The 23,000-nt window shown below is 42.0% G+C and carries 25 protein-coding genes; 19 read left to right on the top strand and 6 right to left on the bottom strand.

Annotation, left to right across the window (positions count from 1 at the left end; translation table 11 throughout):
* The first annotated feature begins 20 nt into the window (after positions 1-20).
* The 4 genes from QNN06_RS20585 to QNN06_RS20570 all read left to right on the top strand — a co-directional run bounded on the left by QNN06_RS20585 (position 21) and on the right by QNN06_RS20570 (position 3,652).
* Complete coding sequence (locus QNN06_RS20585) at positions 21-1,313, top strand: CitMHS family transporter (RefSeq protein WP_249366772.1); 1,293 nt, start codon at positions 21-23, stop codon at positions 1,311-1,313.
* Between the two features lie 26 nt (positions 1,314-1,339).
* Entirely contained in the window at positions 1,340-1,483 is a 144-nt protein-coding gene (locus QNN06_RS20580) for a hypothetical protein (protein ID WP_213118979.1), read from the top strand.
* A 40-nt stretch (positions 1,484-1,523) separates the two neighbouring features.
* Positions 1,524-2,453, top strand: a complete 930-nt coding sequence (locus QNN06_RS20575) for an AEC family transporter (protein WP_217036071.1) — start codon at positions 1,524-1,526, stop codon at positions 2,451-2,453.
* 89 nt (positions 2,454-2,542) lie between these two features.
* Complete coding sequence (locus QNN06_RS20570; RefSeq protein WP_217036073.1) at positions 2,543-3,652, top strand: FtsZ/tubulin family protein; 1,110 nt, start codon at positions 2,543-2,545, stop codon at positions 3,650-3,652.
* 62 nt (positions 3,653-3,714) lie between these two features.
* On the opposite strand, the gene QNN06_RS20565 is transcribed toward QNN06_RS20570, so the two are convergent.
* The gene (locus QNN06_RS20565; RefSeq protein WP_213118982.1) at positions 3,715-3,840 is read right to left on the bottom strand and encodes a LysR family transcriptional regulator; all 126 of its coding nucleotides are present in this window, start codon (positions 3,838-3,840) and stop codon (positions 3,715-3,717) included.
* Between the two features lie 234 nt (positions 3,841-4,074).
* Between QNN06_RS20565 and QNN06_RS20560 the strand changes: the two genes are divergently transcribed.
* From QNN06_RS20560 to QNN06_RS20550, 3 genes are read left to right on the top strand one after another with little or no spacing between them, the layout of a single operon-like run.
* Complete coding sequence (locus QNN06_RS20560) at positions 4,075-4,509, top strand: MarR family winged helix-turn-helix transcriptional regulator (protein ID WP_213118983.1); 435 nt, start codon at positions 4,075-4,077, stop codon at positions 4,507-4,509.
* Positions 4,510-4,526: 17 nt separating this feature from the next.
* Positions 4,527-5,174 carry an HlyD family secretion protein gene (locus QNN06_RS20555; RefSeq protein WP_284035859.1) on the top strand — a complete coding sequence of 216 codons (648 nt, stop codon included), beginning with the start codon at positions 4,527-4,529 and terminating at the stop codon, positions 5,172-5,174.
* Positions 5,175-5,182: 8 nt separating this feature from the next.
* Positions 5,183-6,985, top strand: a complete 1,803-nt coding sequence (locus tag QNN06_RS20550; RefSeq protein ID WP_213118985.1) for a DHA2 family efflux MFS transporter permease subunit — start codon at positions 5,183-5,185, stop codon at positions 6,983-6,985.
* A 46-nt stretch (positions 6,986-7,031) separates the two neighbouring features.
* Here the strand turns inward: QNN06_RS20550 and guaC are convergent, their stop codons facing one another.
* On the bottom strand, positions 7,032-8,015 hold the full coding sequence (guaC, locus tag QNN06_RS20545) for a GMP reductase (protein WP_213118986.1): 984 nt from the start codon (positions 8,013-8,015) through the stop codon (positions 7,032-7,034).
* A 407-nt stretch (positions 8,016-8,422) separates the two neighbouring features.
* Between guaC and QNN06_RS20540 the strand changes: the two genes are divergently transcribed.
* The 4 genes from QNN06_RS20540 (at position 8,423) to QNN06_RS20525 (ending at position 13,076) form a co-directional block, all read left to right on the top strand.
* Positions 8,423-9,616 carry a MalY/PatB family protein gene (locus tag QNN06_RS20540; protein ID WP_213118987.1) on the top strand — a complete coding sequence of 398 codons (1,194 nt, stop codon included), beginning with the start codon at positions 8,423-8,425 and terminating at the stop codon, positions 9,614-9,616.
* A 38-nt stretch (positions 9,617-9,654) separates the two neighbouring features.
* Entirely contained in the window at positions 9,655-11,031 is a 1,377-nt protein-coding gene (locus tag QNN06_RS20535) for an APC family permease (protein WP_249366773.1), read from the top strand.
* A 97-nt stretch (positions 11,032-11,128) separates the two neighbouring features.
* The gene (locus QNN06_RS20530; protein ID WP_284035858.1) at positions 11,129-11,785 is read left to right on the top strand and encodes a carboxymuconolactone decarboxylase family protein; all 657 of its coding nucleotides are present in this window, start codon (positions 11,129-11,131) and stop codon (positions 11,783-11,785) included.
* A gap of 22 nt (positions 11,786-11,807) precedes the next feature.
* A complete protein-coding gene (locus tag QNN06_RS20525; protein ID WP_213118989.1) occupies positions 11,808-13,076 on the top strand; it encodes an MFS transporter in 1,269 nt (422 codons plus the stop codon).
* A gap of 32 nt (positions 13,077-13,108) precedes the next feature.
* Here QNN06_RS20525 and QNN06_RS20520 read toward each other — a convergent pair whose 3' ends face one another.
* Complete coding sequence (locus QNN06_RS20520) at positions 13,109-13,990, bottom strand: LysR family transcriptional regulator (RefSeq protein ID WP_213118990.1); 882 nt, start codon at positions 13,988-13,990, stop codon at positions 13,109-13,111.
* A gap of 133 nt (positions 13,991-14,123) precedes the next feature.
* Between QNN06_RS20520 and QNN06_RS20515 the strand changes: the two genes are divergently transcribed.
* Both QNN06_RS20515 and QNN06_RS20510 read left to right on the top strand, forming a co-directional pair.
* Positions 14,124-14,906 carry a DUF169 domain-containing protein gene (locus tag QNN06_RS20515; RefSeq protein ID WP_213118991.1) on the top strand — a complete coding sequence of 261 codons (783 nt, stop codon included), beginning with the start codon at positions 14,124-14,126 and terminating at the stop codon, positions 14,904-14,906.
* 45 nt (positions 14,907-14,951) lie between these two features.
* Entirely contained in the window at positions 14,952-15,260 is a 309-nt protein-coding gene (locus tag QNN06_RS20510; protein ID WP_213118992.1) for a YdhR family protein, read from the top strand.
* Positions 15,261-15,341: 81 nt separating this feature from the next.
* On the opposite strand, the gene QNN06_RS20505 is transcribed toward QNN06_RS20510, so the two are convergent.
* Positions 15,342-16,286, bottom strand: a complete 945-nt coding sequence (locus tag QNN06_RS20505; RefSeq protein WP_481819225.1) for a DNA-3-methyladenine glycosylase family protein — start codon at positions 16,284-16,286, stop codon at positions 15,342-15,344.
* A gap of 120 nt (positions 16,287-16,406) precedes the next feature.
* On the opposite strand from QNN06_RS20505, the gene QNN06_RS20500 reads away from it, so the two are divergent.
* Positions 16,407-17,000 (top strand): bifunctional transcriptional activator/DNA repair enzyme AdaA, encoded by a 594-nt coding sequence (locus QNN06_RS20500; protein ID WP_217036120.1) that lies wholly within the window; start codon positions 16,407-16,409, stop codon positions 16,998-17,000.
* Positions 16,997-17,524 carry a methylated-DNA--[protein]-cysteine S-methyltransferase gene (locus tag QNN06_RS20495; protein ID WP_284035856.1) on the top strand — a complete coding sequence of 176 codons (528 nt, stop codon included), beginning with the start codon at positions 16,997-16,999 and terminating at the stop codon, positions 17,522-17,524. Before QNN06_RS20500 ends, QNN06_RS20495 begins: the two co-directional genes overlap by 4 nt.
* An 81-nt stretch (positions 17,525-17,605) precedes the next feature.
* Here QNN06_RS20495 and QNN06_RS20490 read toward each other — a convergent pair whose 3' ends face one another.
* Both QNN06_RS20490 and QNN06_RS20485 read right to left on the bottom strand, forming a co-directional pair.
* Entirely contained in the window at positions 17,606-17,800 is a 195-nt protein-coding gene (locus tag QNN06_RS20490; protein WP_284035855.1) for a YwbE family protein, read from the bottom strand.
* Positions 17,800-17,991, bottom strand: coding sequence for a hypothetical protein (locus QNN06_RS20485; protein WP_284035854.1), 192 nt, complete (start codon positions 17,989-17,991; stop codon positions 17,800-17,802). Before QNN06_RS20485 ends, QNN06_RS20490 begins: the two co-directional genes overlap by 1 nt.
* A gap of 195 nt (positions 17,992-18,186) precedes the next feature.
* Between QNN06_RS20485 and QNN06_RS20480 the strand changes: the two genes are divergently transcribed.
* The 4 genes from QNN06_RS20480 to QNN06_RS20465 all read left to right on the top strand — a co-directional run bounded on the left by QNN06_RS20480 (position 18,187) and on the right by QNN06_RS20465 (position 22,972).
* Positions 18,187-19,461: an L-cysteine desulfidase family protein gene (locus QNN06_RS20480; RefSeq protein WP_284035853.1), complete on the top strand. Its 1,275-nt coding sequence runs from the start codon at positions 18,187-18,189 to the stop codon at positions 19,459-19,461.
* Between the two features lie 266 nt (positions 19,462-19,727).
* Positions 19,728-20,291, top strand: coding sequence for a DUF2062 domain-containing protein (locus tag QNN06_RS20475; RefSeq protein WP_284035852.1), 564 nt, complete (start codon positions 19,728-19,730; stop codon positions 20,289-20,291).
* Between the two features lie 230 nt (positions 20,292-20,521).
* Complete coding sequence (locus tag QNN06_RS20470; RefSeq protein ID WP_213118998.1) at positions 20,522-21,709, top strand: CaiB/BaiF CoA transferase family protein; 1,188 nt, start codon at positions 20,522-20,524, stop codon at positions 21,707-21,709.
* A gap of 54 nt (positions 21,710-21,763) precedes the next feature.
* Positions 21,764-22,972, top strand: a complete 1,209-nt coding sequence (locus QNN06_RS20465) for an acyl-CoA dehydrogenase family protein (RefSeq protein WP_284037963.1) — start codon at positions 21,764-21,766, stop codon at positions 22,970-22,972.
* Positions 22,973-23,000: the final 28 nt, after the last annotated feature.

Raw genomic sequence — 23,000 nt, 5'->3', positions numbered from 1 at the left:
AAACAAAAGGGGTGACTACAATGCTTGCTATTTTAGGATTTTTAATGATTATTATTTTTATGACATTGATTATGACAAAACGCCTTCCCGCAATGATAGCGCTAATCGTTGTACCTGTTATTTTTGCATTGATTGGCGGGTTTGGGAAGGAAATGGGGCCGATGGCGCTTGAGGGGATCAAGAGTGTAGCTCCAACCGGAATAATGATTCTGTTTGCGATTCTGTTTTTTGGAATAATGATTGATGCGGGAGTGTTTGACCCCATCATTTCGACGATTTTGAAAGTGGTAAAAGGAGACCCGGTCAAAGTAGCCATTGGAACGGCTGTCCTTGCCCTATTAATTTCTCTTGACGGGGATGGGACGACCACCTATATGATAACGATTTCAGCGATGCTGCCATTGTATAAACGGATTGGCATGAGACCTTTAACACTTGCCGGAATTGCCGTATCGGCTTCTGGCGTCATGAACCTCCTTCCATGGGGCGGTCCAACCGCAAGAGCGATGACTGCTTTGCATATGGAAATGTCAGATATTTTTACACCGGTAATCCCAAGTATGGCGGGTGGAATCGTGTTCGTCTTGTTTATGGCCTTCGTGCTTGGAAGAAAAGAGCGGAAACGGGTCGGTGTCCTGCAAATCGATCCTGGCACTAGCAATATGGTAGCTGCAACTTCAGAGGCTGCCTACCTAAAACGTCCTAAGTTAATTCTTATAAACTATGCTCTGACGATTACTCTATTAGTAGCACTAATCCAAGAGTGGCTTCCAACAACAGTCTTGTTCATGCTTGGATTTGCTATTGCGATTACGCTTAACTACCCACGCTTAAGCGATCAAAAGGAACGAGTTGCCAACTATGCAGACAATGCCTTGTCAGTTGTTTCAATGGTGTTTGCGGCAGGGATTTTTACAGGTATTTTGACAGGTACAAAAATGGTAGATGCCATGGCAACTACAATGATTTCCTATATTCCGGATTTTCTAGGTTCACATTTTGCTGTGATTACAGCGATTATTAGCGCACCATTAACCTTTTTCATGTCAAATGATGCTTTCTATTATGGGGTGCTGCCTTTGCTTGCTAAAGCAGCGAGTGTATATGGAATCGACCCGGCATTTCTTGGACGGGCATCATTGTTAGGACAACCTGTGCACTTATTAAGCCCTCTTGTCCCTTCGACCTACCTCTTGGTTGGAATGGTTGGCGAAGACTTCGGCGACCTGCAGCGCACTTTCCTGAAATGGGCATGCGGCTCGACATTGGTGATGATGGTGGTTGCAATTGTTTTAGGCATTATTCCTTTTTAATAGAAAAGTAGGCTGGGGGATTCAATATGTGGATTATTACCGTCTTTTTAGGAAAAAATAATGTCTCAATGTATGAATTTTATTCTGAGCTAGAAGCAAGGGAAGCGTTTGGCAATGTATCAGGTTGCAAATTTCTTTCTGAGGTGATTTATTATAACGATAAAGAATAAATAGGATTTTTTGTTTTATATAGAGAGAGAAGGTTTTTCAATGAATATACTGTTTCATATTTTGCTCGATATCATTTTCCCGATCTTTGTGTTAATCGTGGCAGGTGCCATCTTGCAGCGGACTGTTAAGCTAAATTTATCTACACTGTCAACTTTGACAGTGTATTTCTTATTACCGGCAGTTTGTTTCGTTAATATTTATCAGAGCAAGTTGCCGAATGCGGTCGTTAGTCAGACGTTAGGTTTTTTAATGCTGTTTAACTTTATTCTAATTCTTATCAGTATGGTAATTGCAAAAGCAAACAAATTTGACCGCAAGCTGTCGTCCACATTTAAAAATAGTATGGTCTTAAGCAATTCCGGAAATTACGGTCTGCCAGTCAGCGAAATGGCTTTTGCCGGGAATCCGATCGCCTTGTCCATCCAAATAATCATCATGATTTTTCAAAACATACTCACATTTACTTACGGTTTATATAACTGTGTGTCTGCCCAGAGCAGCGGGATGGAAGTTTTGCGGAAAATTATGCGGCTACCGGTGATTTACGCTCTATTGTTGGCCGTATTGTTGAAATGGCTTCATGTGGAAATTCCCTTTTATATTTGGAAGCCAATTGAAAATGCATCAAACGCCTTTTTAGCGGTTGCGCTAGTTACATTAGGTGCCCAGGTCGCGTATTTAAAAATTACTCACATTTCCCGGCCCATAGTTTGGATTGTCATCGGCAGGCTGATTATTTCGCCAATTGTTGGTTTTTTCGTTATCACGGTTCTTGGTCTTAAAGGGATTACTGCACAGGCATTATTTATTGCCAGTTCCTTTCCGACATCGAGAAATAGTTCCCTGCTTGCGCTCGAGTATGATAATTACCCAGAGTATGCCTCGCAAGCGGTACTGTTAACGACCATTATAAGCAGTATTACCGTTGCCATTGTAGTGTACCTATCGAAAATCCTTTTTGCGGCTTAAATGCACGTATTAGACAGGCCAATTTTTCAATGGATAAGTCTAAATTCGCAAAAAATGAATATTTTCATAGTAGATAAGGAGGCGATAAGGTGAAATCAATCGGCATCTTGGGGGTAGGTCAAGCAGGAGGAAATATTGCTGAAATTGCAACGACGATGGGCTTTCAAACTGCCCTTATCAATACTAATCAACGTGATGGGGCCGTCAATACAAAGGTTGAAAAGAAATTTTTTGTCCCCGGGTATAATGGCGCAGGACAGGACCGTTCAGTCGGTTTACGGGCGGTTCACGAACATTATCGGGAACTGATTGACTTTGTTAAAAAATCCTTTAAAAACGTTAAGCTGATATTCGTTGCATTCTCGACTGATGGCGGAACCGGGTCGGGGATGAGTCCGCTGTTAATTGATATTTTATTAGACCAGCTGCCTGGGATGAATATTGGGGCGATTGCGGTGGTACCTGAGCGTAATGTGCTGGCGGGGAATCGGATTAATGCGGCTGAATGCATTGAGCAGATTTCCAAAATTGAAGGCATTTCTTCCGTATTTCTAGTGGATAACGATCAAATGCGTAGAGTAAATCCGCAATCAAGCAAGCAGCAAATTTATTTTCAGTCTAACCATCAGGTTATGCAGGCCATCAGCCATGTCCTGGAAGTAACACAAAAGAGTTCATTTTACGGCAATTTTGATGAAACGGATTTGATGAATATCCTCAATACAAGAGGAGTAACGTTGATTTCGTCGGCACCCGTTACTAATGCGGAGACGACGGCAGAAGTGGCCGAAAGCATTCAACGCTCTTGGGCAAACTCCATCTTTTGCCCTGTCGATACAGTCGGGGTCATTAGGGCAGGACTTATATATGAAGGGCCGGAGACAGTCACGAAACTCATAAATGCGCCGTCTATTTTTGAGGGGATCGGGGAGCCTTTAGAGCTATTTGAGGGAACCTATATAACAGAAGGGGATCCGACGATTACGACAATCTTGGCAGGGCTGTCTTTCCCAAGGCGCCGCCTGCAATCCTTGGAGGAATCACTGGAGAAAAACAAAGAGCGTCTGCAATATCTCGTCAAGAAGGAACATGCAGAGAGATATGAATCATCCGTTTCCTGGGCTTCCAATCTGAAAGCAAAACCGCCTGAACGAAAGTCATCGGGAGTACCCTCCAAGTTGTCAAAGTATCAGAAATAGGGTAGTTAAAAGGGCATCCTCTTATGGGGTGTCTTTTTTACGCAGAAATTGTTGGTAGAGTTTTAACTGAAAAGAGATATTACAGATTGGCTGATAGCCGATTGGGAGATATGAAGTTTCTCAGCCGTTTTTGAAAAGGATTGGTATTTTGCAACTGAAACGATAAATTCTAATTGTTCAATTTGCAAGCTTGTTCCCCCTTATGTGTTAGTTCTTAGAAAGTGTTAATAAGAAATTCAACGTCGAAAGGAAGATTCCTTTAAATATTGTAACTGGAGGTAGTTTATAAATATTAAATTTTTATTAATGGATAGATAAACCAATTGACAGGAAAAAGGAATATGTGCGATTATAGGTAACACAAATTATTTCGCATACGAAATATTCGTATAGTAAATAATACCTAAAAAGGAGGAGGGGACATGAAGACTGCCTATAACAGTGAGATCCTGAATTCATTTTCAGATATAAGCAAGCTTCTTTTTAAAGTTTCGAAAAAAGATGCTGATAAGAACGGATTAACCGTTGTTCAGCTGAAGGCTTTGTATAAAATTTCCCAGCGTCCAAATCTGGGATTAGTGGAACTGGCAGAAATCCTAAAATTAACGAACAGCACCGTCAGCGGGGTAGTCGACCGGCTGGTGCACAGCGGTTTTGTTGAACGCCGCAATCCGCCCCATGATCGCCGTGCGATCACGATTCATCTGACGGAAAAAGGCGAAGAAAAATTGGAACAAGCGATATTGAATGAATCAGAGCTTGTCCAAAAGCTTAACAAGATTAAGCAATTGCCGGAAGAGGATATTCAGCAGTTATTGCGCATTCACAAGCAAATCCAAGATATTTTAAGTGAATAAAGGAGGACTTCATATTTATGAACGCAAAACGCATGATCATATTAAATGTCATACTATTGATTATTTTAGTGGGTGGAGGCTTTGCAGGTTATTATTACTTTAATCAATCTGTGAATTATTTATCCACCGATAACGCCCAAATTGCCGGCCAGCAGGTAAGTGTTGCTGCACCTGCAACTGGAAAATTGTCAAACTGGACAGGAAAGACAGGAGATACATTTTCAAAGGATAACTCCATGGGTACAGTTCAAATGGTTAGTGACAAAGGGGCGGTCGATATAGACATTAAAGCTCCTGCAGATGGAACAATTGTCCAAACAACAGCTGTCGAAAATACAATGGTTGCAGCAGGAACACCGCTTGCCGTCACCTATGACCTTGATCATTTATGGGTAACTGCCAATGTCAAAGAAACCGATTTGGATGATGTAAAGGTTGGCCAGGATGTCGATATTTATGTTGATGCTTTTCCAAATATCACGCTAAACGGCAAGGTTGAAGAAATTGGCTTGGCAACAGCCGGCACTTTCTCACTTTTACCAAAAAACAATGCTTCAGGAAACTACACAAAAGAAACACAGGTCGTTCCTGTCAAAATTTCGCTTGATCATTATGGAGAAAGATTAGTTCCTGGTATGAATGTGACAGTGCGAATTCATAAGTAGGTGATGACATGTCCATATACCTTACAGGTTATATTCTAATATCGGTCCTTCTATTATTATTTGTAAATGTAATGTTGAAAAAACAAAATAAATCTAAAAAACAGGAACTGCAGGCGGAAAATGTTGACCAGCCTGAACAGGAAAATAGCACTGCTTTAGTGAAAGAAGAAGTGCAGTCTTTTGAAGACGAACAACCTGGACAAAAGCCCCAAACTGAAGCGGTGGAAAAGACGAAAGAAAAAGAACAACCAGCAAGAAAACCAGACGCCAATTCCTCAAGAGCGGAGAAATTTGAAGGGAAACGTGGCAAAGTGGTTGCAGCCATGATGCTTGGTGCATTTGTGGCGATTCTGAATCAAACATTATTGAATGTGGCGATTCCGCATATTATGAATGATTTAGGCATCTCCGCAAGCACGGTTCAATGGCTTTCAACAGGATATATGTTAACGAACGGTATCATTATTCCTATCACCGCTTTTTTAACGGCAAGACTTGGGACGAGGAAATTATTTATTTTTGCCGTCATATCCTTTACCCTGGGATCCGTTATCTGCTCGATTTCGCCAACCTTTTCGTTGTTAATGCTGGGAAGGATTGTCCAGGCAGCGGGTGCCGGTATCATTATGCCGCTCCTGATGACTGTATTTCTGACCATATACCCTCCAAATCAACGTGGAGCGGCAATGGGGCTTATGGGTGTCGCCATGCTGTTTGCTCCGGCAATTGGTCCGACTCTTTCAGGATGGTTGATTGGTCATTATGATTGGCGTGTGTTATTTGATATTGTTATTCCCTTTGGCATTTTGTCCATTATCCTTGCGAGTGTTTGGATGGTGGATGTCATTGAAATTTCAAAACCAAAATTCGATACACCCGGGTTCATTTTATCTACGGTTGGTTTAGGGTTCTTGCTATATGGTTTCAGTGAGGCAGGAAATAATGGCTGGGACAGCATTCAAGTGGTGGTTTCATTATCAATCGGAGTCATTGGTTTAATCGCATTTATTTGGCGGGAATTGACCACAGACCAGCCGATGCTGGAATTGCGTGTGTTCAAATATGACATCTTTGCCCTAACGACGATCATTGGGATGATCATTAATATGGCGATGTTTGCAGCGATGATCTTGCTGCCAATCTATCTGCAAAATATCCGCGGCTTTACTGCATTGGATTCAGGTCTGTTAATGCTGCCTGGTGCCATTGTCATGGCGGTTATGATGCCAATTTCCGGACGGCTATTTGATAAAATGGGTGCGCGCTGGCTGGCTGTGTTTGGTCTAATTATTACGGTCGTCACGACATGGCAATTTACGAAACTAACAATGTCTACATCGTATGGCTATATTATGCTGCTTTATGTTATGCGAATGTTTGGGATGTCTTTCTTAGCGATGACGGTTCAGACAGAGGGGATGAATCAATTGCCATTAAGGCTGGCAGGACATGGAACATCCGCTTCAAATACGGCAAGAACCGTTGCCGGAAGCCTTGGTACAGCCTTTCTAGTTACCGTTATGACAACAAGAAGTGAATTCCATTCTGCGAATTTCACAAATGTGATCACAAGTGCTAACCCATACCTTGCAGCTAAATTATCTGGACTGGGTCAGGGACTTGCCGCTATGGCAGGGATTCCTGTTCAACAAGGGAAGATGCTGGCAACCTATTCTATCTATGGTGAAGCCATGAAGGAAGCCACGATTAGCGGTATCAATGACGCTTTTGTCGTTGCGACGGGAATTGCAGCAGTTGCTTTGGTGCTGGCATTCTTTATCAAAAGAGCAAGACCTAGTGCTGAAAAATAGTAATTTTACCAAGAAAAAATGCCTGCCGGAGTGGCAGGCATTTTTTTTAATAAATTTTATCTCCATTAAAGATCGAATTCTTCACGACAACATAGTCAACCGTACGAATATCCTTCAATTTGTTTCCACCTGCATAGGAGATAGAGGATTGAAGATCCTGCTCCATCTCAATTAATGTATCGATTAATTTTCCTTTATGTTCTACGTACATTTTTTTGCCTTCGACATTTTTTCGTTCGCCTTTTTGGAATTCTGAAGCAGAACCGAAATATTCCTTAAAGCACTTTCCATCCTTTTCGAATGTTTCACCAGGAGATTCTTCGTGACCTGCGAATAACGAACCAATCATCACCATGGATGCCCCGAAACGGACAGACTTAGCGATATCACCGTGGGTGCGGATACCGCCGTCCGCGATAATCGGCTTGCTAGCGGCTTTTGCGCACCATCTTAGGGCTGCCAGCTGCCAGCCTCCAGTACCGAATCCGGTCTTAATTTTCGTAATACATACTTTACCTGGTCCAATACCGACCTTAGTTGCATCGGCACCAGCATGCTCTAACTCTCTTACGGCTTCAGGTGTTCCAACGTTACCAGCGATGACAAAGCTGCCAGGAATTAGTTTTTTAATATGCTTAATCATATCAATAACGGCATTGGAATGTCCATGGGCGATATCGATGGTAATAAACTCGGGTGTCAAGTTTTCATCGGCAAGCTGCTGGACGAATTCATATTCTCCTTCTTTCACTCCTACGCTGATGGATGCGATTAGGCCGCGTGCTTGCATATCTTTCACAAAGTCAAGACGCGTTTCCGGCTGGAAACGGTGCATGATATAGAAGTAACCGTTTTCGGCTAAGAAAATAGCAATTTTTTCATCGATGATCGTCTGCATATTTGCAGGGACGACCGGTAATTTAAATTTATGACCTCCAAATTCGACGCTTGTGTCACACTCAGAACGGCTCTTTACGATTGATTTTGCGGGAATTAGTTGAATATCTTCGTAATCAAATACTGTATCCATGAAATTACACTCCTAAACACGAATATTATATAAAGTTTATGTTTTTATTGTTCGTACATTTGATAATTTACAGCATTTTTATCCAAATGTCAAAACATTTTCATTTTTATTTTTTCTAAATTAATGTAACACAATGGACCGAGTTTCATTCTAAAGTAGCAATCTAGACAATCTTTTTAAAAAGAAAATACAAGCAGGCTAACAAAGTGTTGGGGGCAGACTCCAGCACTTTTATAACGTTTAACTATAGACGAATTGAATACTTCTATTAAAAATCAATATTTTACGAAGGGACAATTTATATGGTTAAATAAAACAAAATATTCAATTAATTCGGAAACAAAACTATTAGTTATCTCACAAAAAGTTTTGTGTATTTGAAAAACTGATTAAGGAGGAAATCAACAGTGAAGTACAATTTTGACATCGAAATTAATAGGCATAATACAGCTTCGGCAAAATGGGATGAAACAGAGAATTTATTCGGGGAAAAGAATTTACTTCCCATGTGGGTGGCTGATATGGACTTTCAATCACCGGCGCCAGTAATCGAAGCAATCATCAAAAAGGCTGAGCATGGAATCTTTGGCTACACCACACGTCCAGATTCATATTATCGTGCAATTATCGATTGGATGCAGGAAAGGTACAACTGGAGTGTACAAAAAGAATGGATTTGCTATAGTCCAGGTGTGGTACCGGCATTAAATTATCTTGTGCAAACCTTTACGAATCCTGGAGACAAAATTGTGATCCAGCCCCCGGTTTATTATCCGTTTACTAATGCGATTGTCAATAATAACCGTCAAGTTGTTTATAACCAGCTAAAACATGAAAACGGTAATTACTCAATGGACCTTGAAGACCTGCGAGATAGAATCGATGAGAACGTCAAGATGCTGATTCTCTGCAATCCTCATAACCCATCAGGACGTGTCTGGACAAAAGACGAGTTGACTGAGCTAGGGAAGATTTGTATTGAGAACAACATTCTCATTGTGTCCGATGAAATCCATTGTGACTTAGTTTTTAAAGGAAAGACGCATACAGTCTTTGCCTCCATTTCTGAAGAATTTGCTGAGCATACCATTGTCTGTACGGCTCCTAGCAAAACCTTTAATTTAGCAGGCTTGCAGACTTCCAATATCATCATCCCCAATCAAAAGCTGAGAGATGAATTTAATGCGACCATGAATCGATTGTCTCTAAGACATACGAATACATTTGGGATTGCCGCAACTGAAAGCGCTTATCGTTTTGGCGGTGAATGGTTAGAACAAGTTGTTGATTATATTGAAAAAAACTTGAATTTCCTGAGCGAATATATGGAAAACAATATCAAGGAAATCAAAGTTATTAAACCTGAGGCAAGCTATCTTGTCTGGCTGGACTGTCGGGAACTTGGTTTGGATAAAGAAGGTCTCAAACAACTCATGTTAAAGCACGGCAATGTTGCTTTTAATCAAGGCTACACCTATGGACCGGGAGGGGAAGGATTTATTCGAATGAACATCGGCTGTCCGAGATCCATTTTAGAAGAGGGGCTGAGAAGACTGGAAAAGGCAGTAAAAAGTCATCAGGGTACTGCGGCAAAAATTTAAATATAAAAAACTAGTAAAAAAGGGAAGGTGAAGGGAATTTGAGTAATCAGGAAGCAAAATTGAAGAAGGTTTTGGGTCTAGGAGATACGATGGGAATTGCGGTAGGTCAAATCATTGGAGCAGGTATCATGTCCCTTACTGGGATTGCGATTGGTATGACCGGAACTGGTGTGGTTTTGGCTTTTGTTCTATCATCAATCTTTACCTTGTTTAAGGTAATGCCTACTGCCATTATGGGAGCAGCAATTCCAACAACCGGGGGATTTTACCGATATTCCAGTCGTCTCTTATCACCTAAGTTAGGGTTCTTCTGGCTTCTGCTGTTCATCATTACACAATTAACCATTGCATTGTATGCGCTATCATTTGCGGATTACTTACAAAGCTTGTATCCTAGTGTCCCTATTAAACTAGTTGCTTTTATCATGTTAACAGTTTTCTATATCACCAACCTTGTCGGCGTAAAAGTGGCCGCAATTGCTGAAAAAATTATGGTCATCGTCTTGGTCATTTCCCTTGGTTTGTTCGTGGCGTGGGGGGTTCCGGAGATTAATTATTCCGTATTTAACACGAGAGAAATGTTCCCAGGAGGAATTACCGGTTTCCTTTCGGCAGTCGCATTGCTCTCATTTGCTACAGGAGGCGCTCAATATGTTGCCGAACTGGGCGGAGAAATGAAAAATCCAGGCCGTGATATACCCCTAACGATTATCACAACAACGGTTGGAGTCGGAATTCTTTATGCGCTCATGGCGGCCGTTGCTTCAAGTGTTCTGCCAGTTGCCGACGTGGCCAATAAGCCTTTGACGGAAGTAGCCAGAACAATCCTGCCTGAGCCTGTTTTCTTCTTCTTTATTATTGGCGGTGCGATGTTTGCGCTGGCGACCACCTTAAATGCACAAATGTCATGGGCAACGAAAGGAATCCTGATTGCCTGTGAAGATGGCTGGCTACCAAAGAAACTAGGGGTAGTTAGCAGTAAGTTTGGTACACCAATTTTGATTCTAACACTTTTTTATCTGATTGGATTAATTCCGATAATTTCAGGATTTTCTCTAACCGTAATTGCATCATTAGGAAGCGGCATCGGATTTTTTGCTAACCTCATTCCGATTATCGCGGCAACGCAGCTTCCGAAAAAATATCCGGAGTTATATGAGAAATCAAAATTCAAATTTAATCCAAGGACCTTATACGGGATTGTCGGGATTGCAATCGTCCTTTCCGTGGTTCAAGGCTATCTTCTGCTGAAAAACTTAACTGCCGGCTTGCTAGTTGGAGTGTTAATTTACATTGTTTGTTCTGCTTTTTATGTCATGATTGCGTCGAAGTCACAAAAATTAAAATCAGGAGAAGAGTTAGGTTTTAATGCTGAGCCTGAGCTAGAATCTGACATTAACATAAAGGCACTGTAATGAAAATGAATTTGTTCAATTAATATACGGGAATAGGAGACTCAATTCAATTCCAAAATAGGCTTTGAGTCTTCTTTTTAAAAGAGGGGGAATAAATATGAGTAATGAAAGTTTGTACAAAAAATCGGATCGCAGAAGACTTTCGGAGTTAGCAAAACTGGCACCCGAAACCTATCGTGCTTTTGGTGCTTTTAATCAAAAGGCAATGGCGGAAGGCTTACTGTCGGTGAAATTGAAGGAACTGATTGCTGTCGCTGTTGCTCATGTCACCGGATGTCCCTACTGTATTGAAGCCCATGTCGGTCAAATCAAACGCCTTGAAGTATCGAAAGAGGAATTGCTTGAAGCCATCATGGTTGCGACAGCGCTGAAAGCCGGATCTGCTGCAGGCCATGGCGCCAATGCGCTCCAGGCATACGACGGAACAGATGAAGATGACCTTTATACATTATCGAATATGAAACGATTGAAGGATTTTCGTGAAGAAAACGCCGAGTTATTCCGTTCCTATTTGGGATTTAGCCATCAGGCGATGAAGCCGGGTCTATTAAGCCAAAAAGAAAAAGAATTTATAGCAGTAGCCGTGGCCCATGTGACTGGTTGTGCCTATTGCATCGATGCCCACACAAAAACAGCAAAGAAACTAGGAGCAACAATGGAAGAATTAACGGAAGCGATTTTTGTCGCCACCGCTTTAAAAGCAGGTTCCGCGCTTGCTCATAGTATTAATGCATTAAATGCCTACGGAGAGTAAGCAAACTAGAAGGAGATACATAATGAAGCTTCCAAAAACATTTGCATCACTGGGATTTCGATATTTTCGTTATTTATGGATTAGTTCAGCGTTGGCCAATTCAGGACAATATTCCTTTACGGTAGCTGCCAGCTGGCTTATTTATTCGCTGTCTAATTCTACCGCACTTGTAGGGACAGCCGTTTTTGCCACGATGATTCCTGGGGTTCTTTTCGGACCGATAATCGGGGTATTGGTGGATCGTTTTGATAGGCGGCGTTTATTGACCATAGCCGTATTTTCAAATGCATGCAACACAGGGGCTTTGGCATTGTTGAGTTTGCTTGGGATTGTGTCACCATGGGTAGTGATTATGTGTGCATTTTTCTTGGGCATTTGTTTTAATCTGCAAATGACCTGTACTAACGCGATTATGCCTGACCTAATTCCTAAGAATACTCTTTACAATGCCACGGCCCTGCAAGGCACGATATCGCATGGCGCAGGCTTTATCGGTTCAGCTCTGGCCAGTCCAATCCTGGTTATGGCCGGTCCGGGCACTGTCTTTGCACTATGTTTTCTGCTCTATATGGGGGCAGGGATCCAGTCATTATGGATTCGAACCAATCAAACTGCCACAACTTTAGGAAATCTGCATCTCAAAAATATTTTTGAGCCTGTCGTGGAAGGGATGATGTACATTCGGAGGACACCGGCACTTGGGCTCTTAATTCTCATGGTTTTCCTCCACTGTTTATTAACGATGGCGTATACATCGTTACTTCCTCAGTTTATTCACGAGGGTCTAGGGGCAGACAGTGGAATTTACGGCAGTTTGATGATGTTTATCGGATTAGGGGCCATCCTTGGCAATCTAAGTACAGCCTCCATATCCACCCCAAGGGGGCAGGGTATCCTTTATATTATGACGGCATTGGCAAGCGGCCTGACCTTATTTCTTCTTGGGCTCACAGGTACGCCTCTGCTAGCCTTTATTGTCGGCGTAACGGTAGGTGCATCCCAAGCTGTTTTTATGGCAATTAATCTATCATTTGTCTTGCAGAGGGCAAATGATGAATTTCGCGGGCGTGTGGCGAGTGTCAATTTTATCCTTGCTTCTGGGGCGATGGCGGTCGGGAACTTTATATACGGCTCTTTCAGCAAATTAATCCCTCCGAAAATCAATATGATGTCCACTGGCAGCCTGTTTGTGGTGATTGTAGTGGTCTTAATCCTGATCTCGCCGACTTTAAGATCGTTATACAAGAAAAACGTCAAAGCACAGGAAAATCAGGGGTCGGTCGTCATGTGAAAAAAACGCCACTCAATTTATGGGGGCCATCATTAAATTCTTTGGAAATAGCTAATTTGTTCTTTTAGTATTTTTATAAACTCTTGGCTAGCAATGGAACGGTGGGTCTTTAATTGAATGTAACAATAATTGACTTCAATTTTTTCATCAGAAATGTCTAATGGGATGATTTCTCCTGTATGTACATAAGGGTCAACCTTTAATGACATTTCAGTATAGAAACCAATTGCCATTCCTTGCGCAATAATATGTTTGGCTGCTTCCAAATTTTTCGACTTGATTAAATAGTTTGGCGTTCCGTGTTTTTTTAAGATATTCCTAAGAGAATCAGAGGAACAAATAACGGGATGTTTTAAGATCTCTTTTATAGATATTTCATTATGTCTCGCAAAAGTGGAATGTTTCCCTACACATGCAATAGATTTAGTAGTAAAAAGGTGTCCACTCAAAAGCTTGGAATCCACATCATCGGCAATTGACAAACCGATATCTGTTTTTCCATCGATAACGAGTTGTTTGATTGTGCGCGTATCATCTTCAATCAGTTCTAGTTCTATACCGGGATATTTCTTTTTATAAATAACCAATGCCCGAGGCAAAACACTAGTACTGACGCCAGCAATGGATGCAATGGATAACCTTCCTTTTAAAAGCGAATGCTCAATATTAACGGTTTCTTGCAGCTCCTCGACTTTGTTGAGGATTTCCTGAGCTTTTAAAATCACTGCTTTTCCGCTTTCAGTTGGTAAAGCACCGTTTTTGGAACGTTTAAAAATTTTAACGCCCAATTCGTATTCAAGAGAAGATATCGCATGACTAATGCTTGGCTGCGCCACGTGCAGGCGTTCCGCCGCTGCAGAAAGCGACCCCGTTTTGGCAATTTCAACAACGTACATTAGCTGTTCTATACGCAAATAGTTCACCATCCATCATAGTGTTCTTTTAATTATATCAGTTTCCAAGATTAATAATAGTAGAGTGTTGTGTGTATTCAGAAAATTCATACAATAGTATTATGAAAAATGTGAAGAGAAATGGGGTTATAAAATGGAAAATGTAGAGAAGACGTATGATTGGAAAGCAATTGTCGACAGGTTAAATCAGTACCTCAAAATTAAAACCATTCCAATAGGGATGAAAATGTTTGAGAAGAAAGAGGATATGGAAGCCATTCCTAAGATACGGCGGCCAAAAAGCATTCACACAACCGACCAAATTGTCGCCCAAGCTTCAAGATTGGGCTGGACCGTAGGAATCACTGCCGAAGACCTCGTTGGGGCCCAATGCCAGGTGGTCTTGGGATTACACCCCAGAAATGAGGAGTGGCTATCAGGAGAGCAAATGGCGGGCGTTTGGTTTGAAAACCAGCAGGATTCAGCGAAACACCAGCAGGAGATGACGGTCGTCCCCCATGGAAAATATGAAGCGATGGCCGTGTCGCCACTTATGTTGAATCGTATCGCTGACCCCGACATTTGTCTGATCTATGGGACACCTGGGCAAATGATTCTTTTTATTAACGGCCTGCAGTGGAGGAATTTTGAAAAATTTGAATGGAGTGTCGTAGGGGAATCTTCCTGTGCGGATTCATGGGGGCGTGCCCTTGCGACAAGAAAACCTAGCCTTTCCATCCCTTGTTTTGCTGAACGAAGGTTTGGCGGGGTGTTGGACGATGAATTATTGATGGCTTTGGCGCCGGAAGATTTGTTAAAAGCTTTAGATGGATTGGAGGCTTTAAGCAAAAACGGAATGCGTTATCCGATTCCACAGTACGGCATTCAAATGGATGTGCAGGCAGGACTAGAAGTTACGTATGGGAAGCGGAAATAACTACAAAAAAGAATACCAGTATTATAAATAAGAGGAGGAATAATGTTGAGTTTAAAAGTATTGAAAGTGACTTTCAAAAGCGCTAAATCTATCGAAGAGCTTTCAAAAATGTCGGAAGCGAGTTTGCCAAAGTTCCGTGCTCTAAAGGAAAGGGGACTTATTCAAAAATTATATGTAAGTAACCCTGAAACGGAAGAACGCGGGGGCATTTATATATTTGAAAGCCAGGAAGCCGTAGAAGAGTATTTGAATGGTCCAATTTATACGTCCATTGCAGAACGATTTGAGACAGGTGATACTCTTCGTTATGAAATTGTAGATTGCAATTTTACGTTATATCCAATAGAAAAATGATTTTAGTAATATAGCGAATGTTTACATGCTGCCCCTCAGTTTTTTTACCGAGGGGTAGTTACATTTTTAATTAGATTTTTTTTAATAGAGTACACGCCATAAATAAAAAGTTGCATAGGCTTGCCAATTGGCCCACCTCTGAGATAGCTTTAATAGTTCTTCCTTTGTAGGCTTTTTCTCTGAACCAGTTAGATGCTTGATGGCGTTATGCAAGCCGACATCATCAATCGGATACGCTGAGGTAAATCGTAAGCAGCGCATCATGACGTAATTCGCTGTCCATGGACCAATCCCGCGAATCCTGATTAGGCCTTTTTCAACCTCCTTAAGGTTTTCCATTTTCAATAATTTTTCCTTAGATAATTCTCCGGTTACCATCAATCGGGCAATTCCCAGTATATATTCACTCTTTTTCAATGTCATTTTAATATCGGCTAGATCTGCAGGTGTTAGCATTGCGATTTGATCATAGGTTGGAAACAACCAATAGTTCTTTCCATTCCACTCGATAGATTCGCCAAATTTTTCAACAAATTGTCTTTTTAAAGTATAGGCGAATGCTAGATTAATCTGCTGCCCTAAGACTCCCCAGCAGAGCGCTTCAAATAAATCGGGAACGCCGATTACGCGTAGTCCGTAGAATTCTTGAACGGGGTTTTTAAGCAGTGGGTCCGATTTGGCCATTTCATAAAATGGCTTCAAATCACGATTCAGATCAAACCATTCACAGATGTACGAGACTACCGCAGCGCATTCCGCTAGATTACCAGGTCTAATGTCTTTTAAAAACTGAACGATCATCTGATTCCGATCATTTACATGAATTTGTACTAAAGCTTGTCTTTCTCCTACGGCAACAGCCCTTGTAATGATGCCGTTTTCGACTTCAAACATACATTCATTCTTGTTCCGCTCCAAATAGCCTAGATTCGCTCTTAGATTAAAGTCTTCCGGCAGCTTTATGATAATGTTCCCATTGACTTCTTGCCAGCAGTCATTTGCGTATTGAAAATCTGTCAATTTCATACCCCCATTTCTTTCTATAAAGTATTATCACAAAAATATCATTTCAATATCTTGCTATTTTATCACTATAAACGTTCATTCTGCTATTTCCAGAGATATAATAGTGGCAGAGGTGGTCTAATGAGATTTGAATTTCAAGATAACTCTAGGGATGTTGTGATGACAGATGAAATGTGGCAGGCCATTATCGACAATGATGCCTCATACAATGATCTTTTTTTCTATGCTGTAAAGACCACGGGGATTTTCTGTAAGCCGTCCTGCAAATCTCGTGTTCCCAAAAAAGAAAATGTCCGGATTTTTCAAAACGCTGAAGAAGCGCTATTGGCACAATTCCGTCCATGTAAAAGATGTAAGCCTACAAATGAGCGATTACCCGATCATGAATGGGTTGAGCTTGTTACAGACTACATTGATACGCATTATTCAGAAAAGCTAACGCTAGAAACGCTGGCTGAAGTTAGTCATGGAAGTCCGTTTCATTTGCACCGGACATTTAAAAAGATTACTGGCATTACCCCTGTCGAATATATTCTGCAGATCAGGATTAATGCAGCCAAAAATTTATTGCTCCAGTCTGACCGGGCAATTGTGGAAATAGCAAAGATGGTAGGTATCCCTAATACGCCTTATTTTATTACATTATTTAAAAAGATGACGGGAGATACACCCGTTAATTTCCGTCAATTACATGAATCGGAGGAAACAAAATGACACCACAAACTAATAAGACACCCATCTATTGGTCATTATTTAATCATCATTCTTGGAATTTCTATATTGCAGCATCAGAGAAGGGACTTTGCTATGTCGGCTCTCAGAACAAGCTGTTTGAAGAATTAGCGGTTTGGGCTGAAAAACGGTTTCCCGGCAGTCCACTGGTGGAAGATGGGGAGAAGCTAAAGCCGTATGAAGCCGAACTAATAGAATATTTTGAAGGGAAGCGAACGAATTTCACCGTCCCGAATGATTTACATGGGACTGAGTTCCAAGTCGCTGTTTGGAATGCCCTTTGTGAAATTCCGTTCGGACAGACCAAATCCTATTCTGACATCGCAAACAAAATAAATAAACCAGCTGCTGTTCGAGCAGTGGGAGCCGCTATTGGTGCTAATCCATTGTTAATAACTGTGCCATGTCACCGTGTTGTTGGCAAAAATGGTTCGTTGACAGGCTACCGCGGCGGATTAGAGATGAAGACGCAGCTGCTTGATCTCGAAATAGTTCCATCTGAATAATGCTGGTCTCCAGTGGGGGTGTTGGTAAAGTAGGCCAAGGAAAAAGCACACAGGTTATTGTGTGCTTTAATGCGGGGAAAATTAGGTGTGAATTTCTTGGACTCGTCCAATTTGTCCATCCGTCAATCTGACCTTAATGCCGTGGGGATGGCTGGATGATTTAGTGAGAATATCCTGAACAATTCCCCTGGTAAGCTTTCCAGTTTTCTGATCCTTTTTTAAAACAATATCAACAGAAATCCCTGGCACAATGTCCTTCCGATTTTGCCCGTTCATTAAGAGCCCATTTTTCTTCGAGTATTGCTTGGCTTCTTGGTTTGCTGGCTTTTCATTTTTTGCGTTTGCAGGCTGCCATTCTCTTTTCCTTTAGCGGCAGCTTGGTTTTTTTTGTTTTGCAGCTGCTGTTTGGCCAATTCCTGCAGGCTAACTTTCTTTTTTTCTGTTTCCGGTTGGTGGTTCTCAGACATCTGATCTATCTCCTTTATGTAAATGATAGTTAATTGAGTATACTCTATTTTTGCTTGGAAAGAAAGTACATATCATCAGTCTTGGCGGATAATTGTTTTTAATTGAAGGCGTGAATAGTTTGGAAAAAACATCCTAAAAAACAACTCAGCAATTATGATAAGATACTAGTATCTTATCTAAACAGGGGGAACAACATGAAAAAGCATAAAATTTTAGCAGTTTTGGAAAAAGAGTTAGTTGTGGCCCTTGGTTGTACTGAACCAGTGGCAATTGCCTTGGCTGCTGCCACTGCAAAGAGCCACGCGCAAGGACAAATTCGTGCCATTCGTGTTGAAGCGAGCGGAAATATCATTAAAAACGCGAAATCAGTTGGGATTCCAGGCATGTCAGCGAAAGGGCTAGAATTCGCTGCCGCACTTGGCGCCGCTGCCGGCGACCCGAATAAAAGCTTGGAAGTATTGGACGGACTCACGAGAGAAGATGAACAGGCAGCTTTAAAATTAATAGAAGATGGCAAGGTAACAGCCGGCCAGTCAAATTCACCCAAAAGACTCTATATTGAAGTGATGATAGAAACAGATCAGCACAACTCAAAGGTCGTTATTTCTGATAATCATAGCAATATCACCTTAATAGAAGTGGACGGAAAAGCTGTTTACATGGGTGGATGTGAAAATATCGGACTGCAGACAGAGGAAGACGACCTGGAAGCGCTAACCATTGATGAGATATATGAGTGGGTATTAACGGCAGATCTTAAGGATCTTTCGCTTGTAAGAAAAAGCATTGAATTAAATCGCATGATTGGATTAGAAGGGCTTTCTGGAAATTATGGGCTGAATGTCGGTAAGACGATAATACAAAATGTCAAAAAAGGCATTTTATCCGATGATTTGGCCACGGCTGCGATGTCGCTGGCCGCAGCCGGCTCGGATGCGAGAATGGCAGGTTCCACAATGCCAGTAATGGCCAATACCGGAAGCGGCAATCAAGGCATTGCCGTTACCCTTCCGGTTGTTGCCGCGGCAGATAAGCTTCAGGTTTCCGAAGAAAAAATGATTCGGGCCGTTGCCCTTAGTCATTTGATCACCATCCATATCAAATCTAAATTTGGCCGCCTTTCTGCCCTATGCGGTGTCACTGCTGCCGGGATGGGAGCGAGTGGTGCAATTGTATATTTGCTGGATGGAGGTCTTCACCAAGTGAAAGCGGCGATTCAAAATACAATTGGCAATGTTTCCGGAATGATTTGTGACGGGGCAAAGGCAGGCTGTGCGATGAAAGTCTCAACCTGTTCCAATGTTGCCGTCCAATCAGCTCTTTTAGCCTTGAACCATCAAGAGATTCAATCAACCGACGGCTTTATCCACGATGATGTCGAAAAAAGTATTGAAAGCTTTTGCAGGCTTGGAAATGAAGGAACAAGACAGACAGATGAGCTTATTTTAAAATTAATGCTGGAAAAGTAATTACAAGAAATTGGCAGAAAAGTCGGCGGTATTTGGCCGGCTTTTTTGTTACTGGAAAATGCCGGAATAACAAGCTTCTGGAGCAATTTCGACAAAATGCGAATCGTGCAAACCTTAGTATTTTTATCTAGTTTTATACACGAAATTGTAATATACTATAAATGTAAACGTTAATAAGACCTCTTTATGTTTCAACTATCTATGGAATTCATTTTGACAGGAAATACTAATTTTAGACGGAATTCGTTCAACCGGGGGTCAAAAGCATGAATACAAAACAACGAAGGTATAATATGTTTCAACGTCTTGGACGTGCATTTAAATTAAACTTCATGAAACTGCTTCGTTCTCCCGGAGGAGCCAAAAAGGTTGCCTTAGGATTCGCGATTGGTTTCGGTTTAGAAATGTTGGTCATATCAACGGCTTCATTAATATATATATTGTTTATTCCAGCTGTCCGAATAGCAAAAGGTTCGCTTCCAGCTTCGATAATTGGAAACGTCATCGGAAAATTAACATTACTTCCAGTAATCCTGCTTCCATTTGCCGGTAAGCTAGGGAAATTATTCTTTCCAATAAAGGTTAGAATCGGACACCACAATCCTTTTTCTTTTCCAAAACTAATGCACGGTGATTTTACTGTGTTGGTTGGGTTTCTACACGGCAGTATCCATACATTAATCGGAATGTCGATTTTCGGGATTGTACTTGGTGTGATTTCCTACTTTATCATTCATTATTTTTACGAAAAGGAACTTACGAATCGTAAAAAGAGAAGACGGCAAAAACATGAAATTCGCTTAAATAGCATCAACAAAAACTATATTTAAGTAAATTTTTACTTGAATAATTCTGAAAATTCATGTAAAATAAAAACAACTTCATCCTATCCAGCCTGTCAGCGGAAGGTAATGGAGATGTATTCAAAACATAAGATTCGACTGATAAGTTTCCAGAACCAGCCTTAGCCGGCTGCTAAAATGGATCGCAAGCCAGTCCATACCACTTTTAAAGTGTGTTTGGTCTGGCTTTTTTGATTTTTTAACAGGTGGTGGGATATTTGAGTGGAGCACTAGCAGGTGTAAAAGTATTAGATTTAACAAGGGTTCTGGCTGGACCAAATTGTACGATGATTTTGGCAGACCTTGGTGCCGATGTCATCAAGGTAGAAGCCCCGGGCGGCAGTGATGAAACCAGGTTCTGGGGCCCGCCGTTTCAAAACGGAGTGAGCGCTTATTATTTATGTGCCAATCGGAACAAGCGCAGCATCACCGTCAACCTAAAGTCAGACGAGGGCCGAGAAATTATCCGTAAGTTAGCTAAGGAAGCGGATGTCCTCATTCACAATTTTAAAACGGGCTCGATGGAAAAATGGGGGCTCGGGTACGATTCTTTGGAAAAAATAAACCCCCGGCTCGTTTTTTGCTCCATTACCGGATTCGGGGAAACAGGACCAAATAGCCATTTGCCCGGATACGACTATATCATCCAAGGTATGAGCGGCCTAATGAGCATTACGGGCAACGAAGAAAGCGGCCCGCTTAAAATTGGCGTGGCCATGGTCGATATTTTAACCGGTTTATATTCTGCAATTTCTATTGAAGCCGCTTTGTTTGAGCGGGAAAAATCGGGCCGTGGTCAAAAAATCGATATGTCCCTGATGGATACGGCGGTAAGCTCGCTTGCCAATGTCGCCAGCAATTATTTGATTTCAGGTAAGGTACCACGGAGGCTTGGAAATGACCATCCTAATGTCGTGCCTTACTCCACATTTTCCGCAGCAGACGGTGAATTGATCATTGCCGTCGGAAATAACCGGCAATTTGCATTGCTTTGTGAGGTAATTGGGCTAAGCGAACTGGCGGTGGATGAGAAGTTCCGTACCAATGAGGTAAGAGTGGAAAATCGTCAGGAACTTACGAGAATCTTAAATAGCCAACTTCAGTTAAAGCAGGTCAGCGATTGGATGGAGCTATTTTCTGCCAACAATATTCCATGCGGTCCTATCAACACAATAGACCAAGTATTTGACGACCCGCAAGTTGCGGCCCGGAATATGGTCGTTCAAGTAGACCATCCAGAGGCAGGGTTGGTGAAGCTCGTTGGCTCGCCTATAAAACTTTCTAGAACGGAGACAAGGGTTGAACGTCATCCGCCGATGGCCGGTGAGCATACCGACGAAATATTGCAGGAAGTGGGATTTACATTTGAGGAGATTAGCCGTTTGAAGGCGGATAACATTATTTAAAAAATTGGCCAAGTGCCGAAGTTGAATTTTTAAAAAGCAGGGGGAGAATGTGTGATGAATTTTGAATTCACGGAAGAGCAGGAAATGTTAAGAAAAATGGTAAGAAGCGTTGTTGATAAGGAAATCAATCCGAACATGCGAGAGTGGGACGAACGCGGTTATTTCGATCCGGTCATTTGGCAGCGTTTAAAAGAATTGGATTTGATGGGGGTTTGCATTCCGGAAGAGTACGGCGGCAGCGGCATGGATTATAACTCGCTGGCCATTGTTTGTGAAGAACTGGAAAGAGGCGACACCGCTTTCCGTACTGCCGTATCGGTTCACATCGGGTTAAATAGCATGACTTTGTTGCAATGGGGAACAGAAGAACAGAAGCATAAATACCTAGTTCCGCAGGCCAAAGGCGAAAAGATTGGAGCGTTTGGATTAACGGAGCCTGGAGCGGGTTCGGACGTGGCCTCGCTTGTAACAACTGCTGTGAAGGATGGAGACTACTATATTATAAACGGTCAGAAAACATGGATTTCGTTGTGTGATGTGGCGGACCATTTTATCGTGTTTGCCTATACGGATAAAGAGAAGAAGCACCACGGAATTTCCGCATTTATTGTGGAACGAACGATGCCTGGCTTTTCTTCTAAGGCGATAAAAGGGAAACTCGGAATTCGCTCAGGCAATACCGGGGAATTGTTCTTCGATCAAGTGCGCGTTCCGAAAGAAAACTTGCTTGGCCAGGAAGGGGAAGGTTTCAAAATTGCCATGTCCGCACTTGATAACGGCCGCTTCACGGTTGCCGCAGGAGCAGTCGGTTTGATTATGGCCAGTTTGGAGGAAAGCGTAAAATACTGTCATCAACGGGAAACGTTCGGCAAAGATATCGGTAAGCATCAGCTGGTGCAGCAAATGCTTGCCAACATGGAAGCAGGATTGCAAATGAGCCGTTTACTGGTGTATCGTGCTGGCGAGTTGAAAAATAAGGGCGTTCGCAATACTCGTGAAACTTCGCTGGCGAAATGGCAGGCTTGTGATTTTGCCAATAAAGCGGCAGATGATGCGGTGCAAATCCATGGGGCGTACGGTTATTCAAGCGAATATCCGGTTGAGCGCTTTTTGCGGAACTCCAAGGCCCCGGTTATTTACGAAGGAACGCGGGAAATTCATACGGTTATGCAGGCGGAGTATGTGCTGGGGTACAGAGAGGATAAGGCGCTAAGCAACATGCTGCCGGCCTGGCCGTTTGAGAGTGAGAAAGTTACGGTTTAGGTTTTTCATTGGGGGAGCGGATTGATTG

This window comes from Neobacillus sp. 114 (genome assembly GCF_030127045.1).
In the GTDB taxonomy this organism is placed as follows: Bacteria; Bacillota; Bacilli; order Bacillales; family Cytobacillaceae; genus Neobacillus; species Neobacillus rhizophilus.
This window is presented reverse-complemented; position numbering and strand designations above follow the sequence as displayed.

What these genes read in the sequence shown, in the direction of transcription:
- QNN06_RS20465 (WP_284037963.1), top strand. Translation starts at nt 21,764, where the DNA reads ATGAATTTTGAATTCACGGAAGAGCAGGAAATGTTAAGAAAAATGGTA.
- QNN06_RS20555 (WP_284035859.1), top strand. Translation starts at nt 4,527, where the DNA reads ATGAACGCAAAACGCATGATCATATTAAATGTCATACTATTGATTATT.
- QNN06_RS20495 (WP_284035856.1), top strand. Translation starts at nt 16,997, where the DNA reads ATGACACCACAAACTAATAAGACACCCATCTATTGGTCATTATTTAAT.
- QNN06_RS20585 (WP_249366772.1), top strand. Translation starts at nt 21, where the DNA reads ATGCTTGCTATTTTAGGATTTTTAATGATTATTATTTTTATGACATTG.
- QNN06_RS20580 (WP_213118979.1), top strand. Translation starts at nt 1,340, where the DNA reads ATGTGGATTATTACCGTCTTTTTAGGAAAAAATAATGTCTCAATGTAT.
- QNN06_RS20515 (WP_213118991.1), top strand. Translation starts at nt 14,124, where the DNA reads ATGGAAAATGTAGAGAAGACGTATGATTGGAAAGCAATTGTCGACAGG.
- QNN06_RS20475 (WP_284035852.1), top strand. Translation starts at nt 19,728, where the DNA reads ATGAATACAAAACAACGAAGGTATAATATGTTTCAACGTCTTGGACGT.
- guaC (WP_213118986.1), bottom strand. Translation starts at nt 8,015, where the DNA reads ATGGATACAGTATTTGATTACGAAGATATTCAACTAATTCCCGCAAAA.
- QNN06_RS20530 (WP_284035858.1), top strand. Translation starts at nt 11,129, where the DNA reads ATGAGTAATGAAAGTTTGTACAAAAAATCGGATCGCAGAAGACTTTCG.
- QNN06_RS20505 (WP_481819225.1), bottom strand. Translation starts at nt 16,286, where the DNA reads ATGAAATTGACAGATTTTCAATACGCAAATGACTGCTGGCAAGAAGTC.
- QNN06_RS20550 (WP_213118985.1), top strand. Translation starts at nt 5,183, where the DNA reads ATGTCCATATACCTTACAGGTTATATTCTAATATCGGTCCTTCTATTA.
- QNN06_RS20560 (WP_213118983.1), top strand. Translation starts at nt 4,075, where the DNA reads ATGAAGACTGCCTATAACAGTGAGATCCTGAATTCATTTTCAGATATA.
- QNN06_RS20480 (WP_284035853.1), top strand. Translation starts at nt 18,187, where the DNA reads ATGAAAAAGCATAAAATTTTAGCAGTTTTGGAAAAAGAGTTAGTTGTG.
- QNN06_RS20525 (WP_213118989.1), top strand. Translation starts at nt 11,808, where the DNA reads ATGAAGCTTCCAAAAACATTTGCATCACTGGGATTTCGATATTTTCGT.
- QNN06_RS20490 (WP_284035855.1), bottom strand. Translation starts at nt 17,800, where the DNA reads ATGAACGGGCAAAATCGGAAGGACATTGTGCCAGGGATTTCTGTTGAT.
- QNN06_RS20575 (WP_217036071.1), top strand. Translation starts at nt 1,524, where the DNA reads ATGAATATACTGTTTCATATTTTGCTCGATATCATTTTCCCGATCTTT.
- QNN06_RS20485 (WP_284035854.1), bottom strand. Translation starts at nt 17,991, where the DNA reads ATGTCTGAGAACCACCAACCGGAAACAGAAAAAAAGAAAGTTAGCCTG.
- QNN06_RS20500 (WP_217036120.1), top strand. Translation starts at nt 16,407, where the DNA reads ATGAGATTTGAATTTCAAGATAACTCTAGGGATGTTGTGATGACAGAT.